We start from the raw sequence: 12979 nt of genomic DNA, 5'->3' as shown, positions 1-12979 counted from the left end.
GCCGCGCGGTTACCATCGAGCGGTGATCGCGCTCACCGCCAAGAACCCCGCCCAGCTCTCCGTCGACGCCGTGGTCGTGGCCGTCCGGCCCCGCGGCACCTCGGTCGCCGCCGTCGGCGCCGACTGGCTGCCGAAGGAGATCGTCCAGACCCTCGCGCGCGACGCGGCACGGCTGGGCATCACGGGCGCGGTCGACGAGGTGCGGCGGCTGCCCGGCACGGGGCTCAAGGCGGCGGCGCTCGTCGTGACCGGTGTCGGCGACAAGCCGCTCGACGCCGGCTCGCCCGCGGGCGCCGAGACCCTCCGCCGCGCGGCCGGCGCCGCGACGCGCGAGCTCGCGGGCCTCGCCTCGGTCGCGCTCGCGCTGCCCGCACCCGACGCGGCCTCGGTCGCCGCCGTCGCCGAGGGCGCGCTGCTCGGCGCGTACACCTACAGCCGCTACCACGCGCTCGCCGAGGCGGCCGTGGCGCAGATCGAGGTCGTGACGGACCGTGCGCGCGACCGCGCGGCGCAGGAGGCGGTGGCGCGCGCCGAGGTCCTCGCGGCCTCGGTCCACGGGACCCGCGACCTGGTGAACGCGGCGCCCAACGACCTGTACCCGGCGGCGTTCGCCGACGAGGCGCGGGCGGCCGTCAAGCAGTCGGGCGCCAAGGGTCTCAAGGTGACGGTGCTCGACGAGAAGGCGCTGGCCTCGGGCGGCTACGGCGGGCTCGTCGGCGTGGGGCAGGGCTCGGCCCGCCCGCCGCGTCTGGTCAAGGTCGCCTACTCCCCCTCGAAGCCGCGAGCCCACGTGGCGCTCGTCGGCAAGGGGATCACGTTCGACTCCGGCGGCATCTCGATCAAGCCCGCCGCCGGCATGGAGGCGATGAAGTCCGACATGGCGGGCGCCGCCGCCGTGCTGCACACCGTGGTCGCCGCCGCGCGCCTGGGCCTGCCGGTCGCGGTGACGGGGTGGCTCTGCCTCGCCGAGAACATGCCGTCCGGCACGGCGCAGCGCCCGTCGGACGTCCTGACCATCCGCGGCGGCAAGACGGTCGAGGTGCTCAACACCGACGCCGAGGGCCGCCTGGTGCTCGCGGACGGCCTGGTCGCCGCCCTCGAGGAGGAGCCGGACGTCGTCGTCGACATCGCCACGCTCACCGGGGCTCAGGTCGTGGCGCTCGGGTACCGCGTCTCCGCGGTCATGGGCACCGACGAGGTGCGGGAGCGCGTGGTGGCGTCCGCGACGTCGAGCGGCGAGCAGTTCTGGCCCATGCCGCTGCCCGAGGAGCTGCGCCCCACGCTCAAGTCGAAGGTCGCGGACATCGCGAACATCGGCGAGCGGTTCGGCGGGATGCTCGCCGCCGGCGTGTTCCTGCGCGAGTTCGTCGGGGACGCCCCGTGGGCGCACCTGGACATCGCCGGCCCGGCGTTCAACGAGAAGGCACCGCACGACTACACGCCGGCCGGCGGCACGGGCGTGGGCGTGCGCACGCTGCTCTCGCTCGTCGAGTCCTACGCCTGACCCGCCCCGGCACCCGCGTCGCGCCCGGTACTGTCCCGGCATGGGTCTGTTCCGCCGCTCGCGCCGCTCCCCGGAGCCGGGCGCTCCCGACGTCTCCCAGAAGGACGCGCGCGACGCGACCGTCGCGCACCTGCAGGAGTTCGTGCGCACGCGGGTGGGGGTCGAGGCGTACGTCGAGCCGCAGACGAACGTCACCCAGACGACCGTGATGCTGGTGGCCACCGACGGCGAGTGGACGCGGCGGCGGGTGCCGGACGCGGCGACCGCCTACCGGCTCGCGCAGGCGATGGGCATCCCGACGTACGACGTGCAGCGGACGGGCTACCCGCAGCGGTGGCGGGACTACAACGCACGCCAGCGGCTGGCCCGGCGGAACGCGTCGTCCTGACCCCGTGGGGCAAGACGTGGGATGACTGTTCCGAGCGTCACACGCGTCCTCGCGCCGTCCGGTTCGTTCGGGGCAGGCCTAGGTGACAAGATGGACGGCGACCCGCGGCGGCAGCACCGTGCGCGTCGCGGTCCACGATCTTGCACCGAGATCTGACGTCCGACCTGAGGAGTCTGCACGTGGCCGAGACCACCGGCACCGCCTTCGACATCGTCGTCCTGGGAGCGGGAAGTGGTGGCTACGCGGCTGCCCTGCGCGCTGCACAGCTGGGCAAGAACGTCGCCCTGGTCGAGGCCGACAAGGTCGGCGGCACCTGCCTGCACAAGGGCTGCATCCCCACCAAGGCGCTCCTGCACGCGGCGGAACTCGCCGACAACGCCCGCGAGGGCGCGCACTACGGGGTGCACACGACGCTCGACCACGTCGACATGGGCGGCGTGAACCAGTACAAGGACACGGTCATCGCCGGCCTCTACAAGGGGCTGCAGGGACTCATCAAGTCCCGCAAGATCACGGTCGTCGAGGGCTACGGACGCCTCACCGGCCCCAACACCGTCGAGGTGGACGGCCAGACCCTCACCGGTGAGCACGTCATCCTCGCCACCGGCTCCTACGCCCGCTCGCTGCCCGGCCTCGAGATCGGCGGCCGCGTCATCACGTCGGACCAGGCGCTGCAGCTGGACTGGATCCCGAAGTCGGCGATCATCCTCGGCGGCGGCGTCATCGGCTCGGAGTTCGCGTCGGTGTGGAAGTCGTTCGGCGCGGACGTCACGATCATCGAGGCGCTCCCCCACCTGGTCCCCAACGAGGACGAGGCGCTGTCCAAGGCGTTCGAGCGTGCGTTCCGCAAGCGCGGGATCGCGTTCAACCTGGGCGTGCGGTTCTCCGGCGTGACGCAGGACGACAACGGCGTCCACGTCTCGCTCGAGGACGGCAAGACGTTCGACGCCGACGTGCTGCTCGTGGCCGTCGGCCGCGGGCCGAGCACGTCGGGCCTCGGCTTCGAGGAGCAGGGCGTCACGCTCGACCGCGGCTTCGTCATCACGGACGAGAAGCTGCACACGGGCGTCGGGAACATCTGGGCCGTCGGCGACATCGTCCCCGGGCTGCAGCTCGCGCACCGCGGGTTCGCGCAGGGCATCTACGTCGCCGAGCAGATCTGCGGGCTCAACCCCGCGCCGATCGTCGAGTCCGGCATCCCCCGCGTCACCTACTCCGAGCCCGAGGTCGCCTCCGTCGGCGTCACCGAGGCCCGGGCGAAGGAGATCTACGGCGACGACGCCGTGGAGACCCTCGAGTACAACCTCGCCGGCAACGGCAAGAGCAAGATCCTGGGCACGCAGGGCTTCGTGAAGCTCGTGCGGCAGAAGGAGGGCCCAGTCGTCGGTGTGCACATGATCGGTGCGCGCGTCGGCGAGCTCATCGGCGAGAGCCAGCTCATCGTGAACTGGGAGGCGTACCCGGAGGACGTCGCCGCCCTGGTCCACGCCCACCCCACGCAGAACGAGGCGCTCGGCGAGGCCCACCTGGCCCTCGCCGGCAAGCCGCTGCACGCCCACAACTGACCTGGAATCGAAGGAGACGACGCGGTCATGTCCGAGAACGTGCAGCTTCCCGCGCTCGGTGAGTCCGTCACCGAGGGCACCGTCACCCGCTGGCTGAAGAACGTCGGCGACACGGTCGAGGTCGACGAGCCCCTGCTCGAGATCTCGACCGACAAGGTCGACACCGAGATCCCGTCGCCGTTCGCCGGCGTGCTCGAGCAGATCCTCGTCCAGGAGGACGAGACGGTGGAGGTCGGGGCCGCCCTCGCGGTGATCGGCTCCGGCGACGGCGCCTCGTCGTCGTCGGCCGAGTCCGACCAGGCGCCCGCCGAGCAGTCCGGCGCGCAGCAGCCCGACGAGCAGCAGCCCGCCGAGCAGGCTCCCGCGGAGGAGTCCGCCGCCGAGGCCCAGCCGCAGCAGCAGTCCCCCGAGGAGCACGAGGAGGCCGCCCCGGCGGAGTCGTCCCAGGCGGCGCCGTCCACGGGCCCGTCCGACGGACAGGGCTCCGGCGACGCGCAGGAGGTCACCCTCCCCGCGCTCGGCGAGTCCGTCACCGAGGGCACCGTCACGCGCTGGCTCAAGGCCGAGGGCGACACGGTCGAGGTCGACGAGCCGCTGCTCGAGATCTCCACGGACAAGGTGGACACCGAGATCCCGTCGCCGGTCGCCGGCACGCTGCAGAAGATCGTGGTGCAGGAGGACGAGACCGTCGAGGTCGGCGCCGTGCTGGCGCTCGTCGGATCCGGCTCCGCGGCCCCCGCCCAGAAGCAGGCTGAGGAGCCGGCGCAGCAGCAGGCGCCCACGCAGGAGTCCGCGCCTGCGCAGGAGTCGGCTGCCCCGGAGCAGGCGCCTGCCGCTGCGACCGCACCCGAGCCGGCCGCCGAGCAGGAGACGCAGGCGCCCGCGCCCGTCCCCGCCTCGCCGGTCCCGGCTCCCGTCGCGGCGCAGTCGCCCGCGCCCGCCGCCGCCTCGGCACCCGCCGCGCCCGCGGCTTCCGGTGGCTACCTGACGCCGCTGGTGCGCAAGCTCGCCGCGGAGAAGGGCGTCGACGTCGCGGGCCTCACCGGCACCGGCGTCGGTGGCCGCATCCGCAAGGAGGACGTCCTCGAGGCGGCAGCGAAGGCGGAGGCGGAGAAGACCGCGGCGGCGCAGGCCGCCGCCGCGCCCAAGGCCGCGGCACCGGCAGCGGCGCCCAAGGCCGCGGCGCCCGCCGTGTCCCCGCTGCGCGGCACCACGGAGAAGGCCAGCCGGCTGCGCCAGATCATCGCCGAGCGGATGGTCGAGGCCCTGCACACGCAGGCCCAGCTGACCACCGTCGTGGAGGTCGACGTCACGCGCATCGCGAAGCTGCGCGCGTCGGCCAAGGAGGACTTCAAGGCGCGCGAGGGCGTGAACCTCACGTTCCTGCCGTTCTTCGTCCTCGCGGCGATCGAGGGCCTGAAGGCCTTCCCGAAGATCAACGGCGTGCTCGAGGGCAACCAGATCACGTACCACGGCCAGGAGAACGTCGGCATCGCGGTGGACACGGAGCGCGGCCTCGTCGTGCCCGTGATCCGCGACGCCGGTGACCTCAACCTGGGCGGGATCGCGCGCAAGATCGCGGACCTCGCTGGCCGCACGCGCAACAACAAGATCGGTCCCGACGAGCTGTCGGGCGCGACCTTCACGGTGACCAACACCGGCTCGGGCGGCGCGATCATCGACACGCCGATCGTCCCCGGCGGCACGTCAGCGATCCTCGGCACCGGCGCGATCGTGAAGCGGCCGGCCGTGGTGAAGGGCCCGGAGGGTGACGACGTCATCGCGATCCGGTCGCTGTGCTACCTCTGCCTGTCGTACGACCACCGGCTGGTGGACGGCGCCGACGCGTCCCGCTACCTGTCCGCGCTCAAGGCGCGCCTCGAGGAGGGCGCCTTCGAGGCCGAGCTCGGCCTCTGAGCACGTCGCCGACGGCCCGGTCCCCGCACGGGACCGGGCCGTCGGCGTCTCCGGGACGTTCGTCCGGCCGCGCGGGGCACGCGCGCCTAGGGTGAGCGGATGCGCATCCTCATCGCGGGCTCTCACGGGTTCATCGGCACGGCTCTGCGCCGTCGGCTCGAGGACGCGGGCCACGACGTGCGGGTCCTGGTGCGCCACGCGGCGGCGCGGCCCGAGGAGACGCGGTGGGACCCGGCCGCCGGTTGGCTGGACGCACGCGCGCTGTCCGGGGTCGACGCGGTGGTCGACCTGGCCGGGGTGAACCCCGGGACGCGGCTCCTGACCGAGTCGCGCAAGCGCGAGGTCCTGGCGTCGCGCGTCGACTCGGCCGGGCTGCTCGCCGAGACGATCGCGACGCTCGACGGCCCGCGCCCGCGCCTGCTGCAGGCGTCGGGCATCGGCGCGTACGGCGACCGCGGCGACACCCCGGTCGACGAGGACGAGCCGCTCGGCACGACCTTCTTCGCCGAGGTGGTCCGCCAGTGGGAGGCGGCCACCCAGCCGGCGACGGAGGCGGGCGGGCGCGTGGTCTTCCTGCGCACCGGGGTGGTCCTGGGTCCGGGCGCCGGGGCGTTGCGCCCGCTCTGGCCGCTGCTGCGGGCCGGGCTCGCCGGGCGGCTCGGCTCGGGCCGCCAGTTCTGGCCGTGGATCACGCTCCACGACGAGGTCCGCGCCATCGAGCACCTCCTAACCGCGGACGTGCACGGGCCGGTCAACCTCGTCGCGCACGCCGACCGGAACGCGGACGTCGTCGCCGCGCTCGCCGCCGCCCTGCACCGCCCGGCCGTGGTGCCCGCGCCCGCGTGGGCGCTGCGCCTGGTGCTGCGCGACTTCGCCTCGGAGGTGCTCGGATCGGTCCGGGCCGTGCCGCGGGTCCTCGAGGCCAGCGGTTTCACCCCGGACCACCCGGACCTGGAGACCGCCGCGCGCTGGCTCGTCGAGCAGTCCTGACACCCGGGCGTGACACCACGGTCCCGACACCACGGTCCGGACGCCACGGTCCTGACGCCACGGTCCAGATAATCCACCCCGACACCCCGGGGCTCGTCACCCGGGCGGCGCAGCGACGTCCCACACGCGCCAGCCGGCGTCGGTCCAGCGCAGGACCAGGACCACGTCCGTCGTCGCCGCCGGGCCGGTGGCGACGACCGTCCCGTCGCCGGCGAGACGCTCGTACGCGCTGGCGCTGCTGCCCACCAGGACACGTGCCTCGTCCGCGGCCTCGGCCGGCAGCGCGGTCACGCGCTCGACGTGCACGCGGAGCCCGTCCAGCCGGTCGCCCGCCAGCTCGCCGAGCAGCGCTGCGTCCGCGGTGTGCGCCGGCCCGTCGACCACCTCGACCTCGGCCAGCCCGGCGACCTCGCCGGCGACGAGCAGCTCCGCGCGCCGCGCGGTGAGCGCCCGCGCCGCCTCCTGCGGGTCGGAGGGCGTGTCGACCGACGACGCCCGGGTCGTCACGGCAGCGGCCGGTTCCGGCACGGCTCGGGCAGGACCCGCCGGCCGGGTGACCGTCAGGAGCCCGACGACCGCCGCCGCGACCAGCACCGTCCCGCCGACACCGAGGAGGGCGAGGCGGCGACCTCCGGGCCCGGGCCGTGCCCGCGCGCGGTCCGGCTCGGTGCGGGGGCGTCGCAGCGCCCCGACGGTCCCCGCGGTCAGGGCGACGCGGCGCAGCTCGTCGCGCGTCGGCAGCCGGACCGGACGCGGCGCGCACGTCCGGAAGCACCGCCCCACGACCCGGTCCGCCGTGACTGGCTCGCCGTCCCGGTCCGCGCGGAGCAGGTCCTCCAGCGCCGCGCCCAACCCGGCGTCCCGCCCCGCCGGGTCCTCCTCCGTCGCTCCCGCTGCCGGGCCGCGGTCCAGGTGCGCCAGCAGGAGCGCGAGCAGCGCCCGCACGTCCTGACGAGGCTCGGCTCCCTGAGCGCCGCGCCCGACGGACGACCCGGCGCACGTCAGGACCGGCCGTCCCGCGGGATCGAGCACGATGGCGCGGGCGCTCACCGCCCCGTGGACGAGCCCCGAGCGGTGCAGCGCGTCGAGCGCCTGGGCGACCGGGATCGCGACCGTCACGCTCTCGCCCGGACCGAGCGGCCCGCGGGCGCCGCAGACCTGCTCCAGCGTCGTCCCGACGACGTGCTCGGTGAACACCGCGAGCTGCTCGTCGTGGAGCTCGACGACCTCGAGCACCCGTGGGAGGTGGTCGTGGTGCAGGTCCCGCAACGCGTGCCACCGGGACCGGACCTCGTCGTCGGCGGCCACGACCTCCAGCTCCACGCGGCGGTCCGACCCGTCGAGCGCGACCCCGAGCGTCGCGCCGGTCGCGCTCCGGCCCGCCGGGCGGTACCCGGCGGCCGCGAGCACGCGCTCGACGTGCGTCGATGACGTCATGGCCCCATCGAACCGAACCTGGCGCGCGCGCGTCGTCGGCTGTCCACAGCCTCCACACCGCGCGACGCTCGTGGGAACCCTGGACGAGGGGACCCGTCAGCCGAGGCGGACGACGCGGCGCTCGGCCGCGCTCACGAGCGCCGCGTCGAGCACCCGGGCGGTCGCGACCGCGTCGGCAGGGTCGACGGGCGGCGCGGCGTCCCCGCGCACCCACGCCGCGAGGAGCGGGTAGATCTCGTGGTGCCCCCCGGCCGGAGCCGGCACGGGCCGTCGTTCGGCGCCGGTCACCAGCCAGCCCTCGTGCGCCGGCTCACCCGGACGGCGGCCCTCCTCGTAGGCGTCGTCGAGCACCTGGAAGGGCGTGGGCTCGTTCTCGAAGCTCGTCACCAGGAACGCGCCGGCGTCGCCGAGGACGCGCGTCCGCGGGCCCGGCGCCCCGGTCAGCCCGCCCGCCTGCAGGTGCGAGGTCACCCCACCCTCGTGCCGCACCGCGAGGAACACGTCGTCGACCGCGGGCGTCGTCAGCGCCGCGAGCTCGGCGTAGACCTCGGTCACGGGCCCGAAGAGCTGGACCGCCGAGTCGACCAGGTGGGCGCCGAGGTCCAGCAGCAACCCGCCGCCGCGCGGGTCGTTCTCCTTCCACCGGTCCTGGGGCTGCGGCCGGAACCTCTCCCAGCGCCGCTCGAACCGGTGCACCCGGCCCAGCGCACCGTCGGCGAGGAGCCCGGCGAGGGCCAGCTGCTCGGGGTCCCACCGCCGGTTCTGGAACACCGTGAGCCGGCCGTCCGCGCGGGCGACCAGCGCCGCGGCCTCGTCGGCGGACGTCGCCAGCGGCTTGTCGACGAGGACGTGCGCGCCGGACCCGAGCGCCTGCGTGACGTGCGCGGCGTGGTCCCCCGTCGGGCTCGCGACCACGACGAGGTCGAGGTCGAGGGCCAGGAGCGCCGTGACGTCGGGCACGACGACCGCATTCGGCCACTCGTCGCGCACCTGCGCGCCACGGCTCCGCGTCACGACGGCGGTGACCGGGAGACCGGCCTCCCGCAGCAACCGGGCGTGGATCCCCCGCCCCGCCCCGCCGTAGCCGACCAGCCCCACCCGCATCACGTCCGCTGCGCTCATGCCCGCCAGTCTGCCCCGACGTGGACCAGGACGTGGAACCTGACGCGGACCCTGACGTGGACCCGGACGTACGACCGGACGGAGCCTCGGGCGGCGGGCCGTACGCTGGCGGCATGCGGTTCGAGGAGCTGGAGCTGGGCACGCGGCTGCTGCCGTACGAGCCGACGTGGCAGCGGCAGCGCGAGGTGCACGCGGAGGTGGTCGCAGGCGAGCGCGAGGACACCGTGCTGCTGTGCGAGCACGAGGACGTGTACACCGCCGGCCGGCGGACGGCGACGTGGGACCGGCCCGTCGACGGCACGCCCGTGGTCGACGTCGACCGCGGGGGTCGCATCACGTGGCACGGGCCGGGCCAGCTGGTCGGGTACCCGATCGTGCGGCTCGGCGAGCCCGTCGACGTCGTGCGCTACGTCCGCGCCCTCGAGGAGGCGCTGATCCGCACCTGCGCCGACCTCGGCCTGGCCGCGATCCGCGTCGAGGGGCGCAGCGGCGTGTGGTTCGACGCGCCGGCCCCCGGGGCCCGGCAGCGCAAGGTCGCCCAGATCGGCGTGCGCGTCTCGCGCGGCGTGACGATGCACGGGTTCGCGCTCAACTGCGAGCCGGACCTGCACGTCTTCGACCGCATCGTGCCGTGCGGGATCCCGGACGCGGACGTCACGTCGCTCAGCGTCGAGCTGGGCCGCCGCGTCCCGATCGCCGAGGTGCTGCCTTCCGTCCGGGCGCACCTCCACGAGACGCTGCCGCCCCTGCTCGCCGCCGGTCGGACCGCGGCCGCCGGGCAGCGTTGACGAGACGTCGCCGACGAGCCGTCGCCGACGGCGAACCCGGCGGGGCGAGGCGCCTCAGGCGGCCGCCGCGAGCTCGTCGGCGACGCCCGCCGCCCAGGCCCGCACCGCGTCGAGGTCGCGGAAGTCACCGTCCTGCGCGTGCACGAGCGAGACCAGCGCGCGCTCGGACAGGTTGAGCGACGACTTGTCGAGCGCGCCGACGAAGCACTTCGCCTCGCGCGCGCCCGTCGCCCGGACCAGCGCGTCGACGTCGTCGGGCACGCTGACCCGCACGGGCGCCGCGCCCACCGGACCGGACCAGAACAGCCACACCGGCCGCAGCCGCAGGTGCGGCGCCTGCCGCTGCACCAGGTCGCGCATCGACGCCGCGAGACGTCCGACGTAGACGGCCGAGCCCAGGACCACGGCGTCGTAGGGCATCACCCGCTCGACCTCGTCGGGCGCGACCACGTCGACCGTGTGACCGGCCTCCCGCAGCGCGTCCGCGACCACTTCCCCCATCTGCGCCGTCGCCCCGTGCCGGGACGCGACGCTCACGAGCACCCGCATCGTCGTGCCTCCCTCCGCGGGCATTCCGCCCGCCTCCCCTCCAGCGTCCCGCCCGGCTCGCGGCCGGTCACGGGACCCTGGTCCCGAGGTGGTCGCCGCGGGCACCTGTGACCACCGCCTCGTCCACCGGTCCCGACGAGCAGGGGCGGCACGGGTCCGAGCGGTTAGGGTGGCTGACGTGACGATCGCACCCGAAGGGCGCCGGATGCTGCGCGTCGAGGCACGCAACGCCGCGACGCCCATCGAGAAGAAGCCCGAGTGGATCCGGACGCGCGCGACCATGGGCCCGGAGTACTCGGAGCTCAAGGGGCTCGTGAAGCGCGAGGGCCTGCACACGGTGTGCGAGGAGGCCGGCTGCCCCAACATCTTCGAGTGCTGGGAGGACCGCGAGGCCACGTTCCTCATCGGCGGCGACCAGTGCACGCGGCGCTGCGACTTCTGCCAGATCGACACCGGCAAGCCCGCGGACTTCGACGCCGACGAGCCGCGTCGCGTCGCGGAGTCCGTCCAGGCGATGGGCCTGAAGTACTCCACCGTGACCGGCGTCGCCCGTGACGACCTGCCGGACGGCGGCGCGTGGCTCTACGCGGAGACGGTGCGCCAGATCCACGCGCTCAACCCGGGCACCGGCGTCGAGCTGCTGATCCCGGACTTCAACGCCGTGCCCGAGCTCCTCGACGTCGTCAACGCGTCGCGGCCCGAGGTGCTGGCGCACAACCTCGAGACGGTCCCGCGCATCTTCAAGCAGATCCGCCCCGGGTTCCGCTACGAGCGCTCGCTCTCCGTCATCACGCGCGCCCGTGAGGCCGGCATGGTCACCAAGTCCAACCTGATCCTCGGGATGGGCGAGACGTTCGACGAGGTCGTGGAGTCGCTCCAGCAGCTGCACGACGCGGGCTGCGACCTGATCACCATCACCCAGTACCTCCGCCCGTCCGTGCGGCACCACCCCGTCGACCGGTGGGTCCGGCCGGAGGAGTTCGTGGAGCTGTCGCAGGCGGCCGAGGAGATGGGTTTCCTGGGCGTCATGTCCGGGCCGCTGGTGCGCTCGTCGTACCGTGCCGGACGGCTGTGGGGACAGGCGATGCGCCGCCGCGGCCTGCCGATCCCCGACGCCCTGGCGCACCTGGGCGAGCCGACGACCGCACGCCAGGAGGCGGCGAGCCTGCTCGCCCGCTGACCCGCGGGCGCCTCGGCCCCGGTGCCGGGCAGCATGCGCGCGGGAGCGCCCCGCGCGCTCGGTAGACTCACGCCCATGGCCCGTGACTCCGCCTCGACCTCCCCTGCGCCGAAGACCAAGAAGGTCCGCTGGTACCACCAGGTGTGGGAAGCGTTCAAGATGACGCGGGAGGTCGACCCGAGCATCACGTGGATCCTGCTGGCCGTCTTCGTGGGGATCCTGGCGCTCGGCGTCGTGCTCGGCGTGGTGTTCGACCACGTCGTGTACTTCCTGTTCCTGGCGCTGCCGTTCGCGCTGCTGGGCGTGATGTTCATCCTGGCCCGGCGCGCGGAGAAGGCGGCGTACTCACGGATCGAGGGGCAGCCCGGAGCGGCCCTGGCGGCCCTGCGCACCATCCGCCGCGGGTGGACCTTCCCCGAGGAGCCGGTCGCGATCGACCCGCGGACCCAGGACATGGTCTTCCGCGGGATCGGGCGGCCCGGTGTGGTCCTCGTCGGCGAGGGCCCCTCGGGCCGGGTGTCGCGGCTGCTCGAGGCCGAGCGCAAGCGCACCGCGCGCGTCATCCCCACCGTCCCGATCACCCTGCTCGTCGTCGGCACCGGTGAGGGTCAGGTCGCGCTCCGCAAGCTGCCCACGGAGCTGCGCAAGCTCAAGCCGAAGCTGACCAAGCAGGAGGTCGCCGAGGTCGCCAAGCGCCTGACCGCGCTGGGCACGGCACGGCCGCCGATCCCCAAGGGCGTCGACCCGATGCGGGCGCGCCCCGACCGCAAGGGGATGCGCGGGCGCTGAGCCGCACCGGCCCGGCGCGCTCGGCGTCGGACCGACCCCTGCGGGTCACGCGGATCGGGTCAACGGCGGATCCGGTGCAAGACGGAGCGGGTCAGCGACGGACGATCGCCGTGCCGGCCAGCCGGTCGTGCAGCCCGCGGCCGTCGGCGTCCCACACCACGGCCGGGATCACCAGGCAGAGCAGGGCGGTGCGCACGAACCCGCGCACCAGACCCGGCGCGCGCGCGTCGTCGGACACCGGCGTGCCACCCGGGGCGTAGCCGGCCGTGCGCACGCGCAGGCCGAGCAGGCGGTGACCCAGCGTGAAGCCCAGGAGCCCGACCAGGAGCAGGTTCTCGAGGGCGAACACGGCGAGCGTCACGATGCTGTCCGCGCGTACCAGGAACGTGGCCGTCTCGTCGGCCGGGAAGAACGTCGCGGAGATCGCGAGGCACACGGTCCAGTCGACGACGAGCGCGACGATGCGCCGCCCGACACCCGCTGCCGAGCCCGGACCCTGCGCGGGCAGCCCCAGCCGGGCGCCGCGCGCCCCCTGGTCACCACCCGGCCCGCCCTCGAGCCACGAGCCCACGTTCTCCCGAGTCGTCACCCCACCAGACTAAGCGGCGAGCCGACCCGTCCCGGCAGGCGGACCGTTCCCACGATCGTTACACCCGGGCGGTGCGCGTAACCTCACGGAAACAATCGGCACACACGAGAGAAACGGCCCCGGCCTAGCGTCGGTCACGCCCGACCCCAGGGCACCATCAA

12 protein-coding genes are annotated in these 12979 nt (G+C 74.6%); 8 read left to right on the top strand and 4 right to left on the bottom strand.

Annotated features, from left to right (window positions below):
- Nucleotides 1-22: 22 nt before the first annotated feature.
- The 5 genes from KIN34_RS11165 to KIN34_RS11145 all read left to right on the top strand — a co-directional run bounded on the left by KIN34_RS11165 (nt 23) and on the right by KIN34_RS11145 (nt 6364).
- Nucleotides 23-1504, top strand: coding sequence for a leucyl aminopeptidase (locus KIN34_RS11165; RefSeq protein ID WP_214350432.1), 1482 nt, complete (start codon nt 23-25; stop codon nt 1502-1504).
- A gap of 40 nt (nt 1505-1544) precedes the next feature.
- Nucleotides 1545-1892: an oxidoreductase gene (locus tag KIN34_RS11160; protein ID WP_214350429.1), complete on the top strand. Its 348-nt coding sequence runs from the start codon at nt 1545-1547 to the stop codon at nt 1890-1892.
- Between the two features lie 179 nt (nt 1893-2071).
- The gene (gene lpdA / locus KIN34_RS11155) at nt 2072-3457 is read left to right on the top strand and encodes a dihydrolipoyl dehydrogenase (RefSeq protein ID WP_214350426.1); all 1386 of its coding nucleotides are present in this window, start codon (nt 2072-2074) and stop codon (nt 3455-3457) included.
- Nucleotides 3458-3484: 27 nt separating this feature from the next.
- A complete protein-coding gene (gene sucB / locus KIN34_RS11150; protein WP_214350423.1) occupies nt 3485-5374 on the top strand; it encodes a 2-oxoglutarate dehydrogenase, E2 component, dihydrolipoamide succinyltransferase in 1890 nt (629 codons plus the stop codon).
- Between the two features lie 99 nt (nt 5375-5473).
- Nucleotides 5474-6364, top strand: a complete 891-nt coding sequence (locus tag KIN34_RS11145) for a TIGR01777 family oxidoreductase (RefSeq protein WP_214350420.1) — start codon at nt 5474-5476, stop codon at nt 6362-6364.
- Between the two features lie 96 nt (nt 6365-6460).
- Here the strand turns inward: KIN34_RS11145 and KIN34_RS11140 are convergent, their stop codons facing one another.
- Together KIN34_RS11140 and KIN34_RS11135 are read right to left on the bottom strand one after the other, a co-directional pair.
- Nucleotides 6461-7801: a protein kinase gene (locus KIN34_RS11140; protein WP_214350418.1), complete on the bottom strand. Its 1341-nt coding sequence runs from the start codon at nt 7799-7801 to the stop codon at nt 6461-6463.
- Nucleotides 7802-7897: 96 nt separating this feature from the next.
- The gene (locus KIN34_RS11135) at nt 7898-8923 is read right to left on the bottom strand and encodes a Gfo/Idh/MocA family protein (RefSeq protein WP_214350416.1); all 1026 of its coding nucleotides are present in this window, start codon (nt 8921-8923) and stop codon (nt 7898-7900) included.
- A 113-nt stretch (nt 8924-9036) separates the two neighbouring features.
- Between KIN34_RS11135 and lipB the strand changes: the two genes are divergently transcribed.
- Nucleotides 9037-9711: a lipoyl(octanoyl) transferase LipB gene (gene lipB, locus KIN34_RS11130; RefSeq protein WP_214350414.1), complete on the top strand. Its 675-nt coding sequence runs from the start codon at nt 9037-9039 to the stop codon at nt 9709-9711.
- A 54-nt stretch (nt 9712-9765) separates the two neighbouring features.
- Here the strand turns inward: lipB and KIN34_RS11125 are convergent, their stop codons facing one another.
- Entirely contained in the window at nt 9766-10260 is a 495-nt protein-coding gene (locus KIN34_RS11125) for a flavodoxin domain-containing protein (protein ID WP_214350412.1), read from the bottom strand.
- Between the two features lie 178 nt (nt 10261-10438).
- Here KIN34_RS11125 and lipA point away from each other — a divergent pair, with 178 nt between their 5' ends.
- Both lipA and KIN34_RS11115 read left to right on the top strand, forming a co-directional pair.
- A complete protein-coding gene (gene lipA, locus KIN34_RS11120; RefSeq protein ID WP_214350410.1) occupies nt 10439-11440 on the top strand; it encodes a lipoyl synthase in 1002 nt (333 codons plus the stop codon).
- A 75-nt stretch (nt 11441-11515) separates the two neighbouring features.
- On the top strand, nt 11516-12229 hold the full coding sequence (locus tag KIN34_RS11115; protein ID WP_214350391.1) for a DUF4191 domain-containing protein: 714 nt from the start codon (nt 11516-11518) through the stop codon (nt 12227-12229).
- Nucleotides 12230-12320: 91 nt separating this feature from the next.
- On the opposite strand, the gene KIN34_RS11110 is transcribed toward KIN34_RS11115, so the two are convergent.
- Nucleotides 12321-12818 carry an RDD family protein gene (locus KIN34_RS11110; RefSeq protein ID WP_214350388.1) on the bottom strand — a complete coding sequence of 166 codons (498 nt, stop codon included), beginning with the start codon at nt 12816-12818 and terminating at the stop codon, nt 12321-12323.
- Between the last annotated feature and the right edge of the window lie 161 nt (nt 12819-12979).

The sequence above is a fragment of the Cellulomonas fulva genome (assembly GCF_018531375.1).
GTDB classification, from domain to species: Bacteria; Actinomycetota; Actinomycetes; order Actinomycetales; family Cellulomonadaceae; genus Cellulomonas; species Cellulomonas fulva.
Note: the sequence above shows the minus strand (reverse complement) of the source record. Positions and strands in the feature narration are given on the sequence as shown.

Bases quoted from the DNA above. Each gene is read 5' to 3' on its own strand.
- KIN34_RS11135 (WP_214350416.1), bottom strand. From the start codon at position 8,923: ATGAGCGCAGCGGACGTGATGCGGGTGGGGCTGGTCGGCTACGGCGGG.
- KIN34_RS11145 (WP_214350420.1), top strand. From the start codon at position 5,474: ATGCGCATCCTCATCGCGGGCTCTCACGGGTTCATCGGCACGGCTCTG.
- KIN34_RS11160 (WP_214350429.1), top strand. From the start codon at position 1,545: ATGGGTCTGTTCCGCCGCTCGCGCCGCTCCCCGGAGCCGGGCGCTCCC.
- KIN34_RS11140 (WP_214350418.1), bottom strand. From the start codon at position 7,801: ATGACGTCATCGACGCACGTCGAGCGCGTGCTCGCGGCCGCCGGGTAC.
- lipB (WP_214350414.1), top strand. From the start codon at position 9,037: ATGCGGTTCGAGGAGCTGGAGCTGGGCACGCGGCTGCTGCCGTACGAG.
- sucB (WP_214350423.1), top strand. From the start codon at position 3,485: ATGTCCGAGAACGTGCAGCTTCCCGCGCTCGGTGAGTCCGTCACCGAG.
- KIN34_RS11125 (WP_214350412.1), bottom strand. From the start codon at position 10,260: ATGCGGGTGCTCGTGAGCGTCGCGTCCCGGCACGGGGCGACGGCGCAG.
- KIN34_RS11115 (WP_214350391.1), top strand. From the start codon at position 11,516: ATGGCCCGTGACTCCGCCTCGACCTCCCCTGCGCCGAAGACCAAGAAG.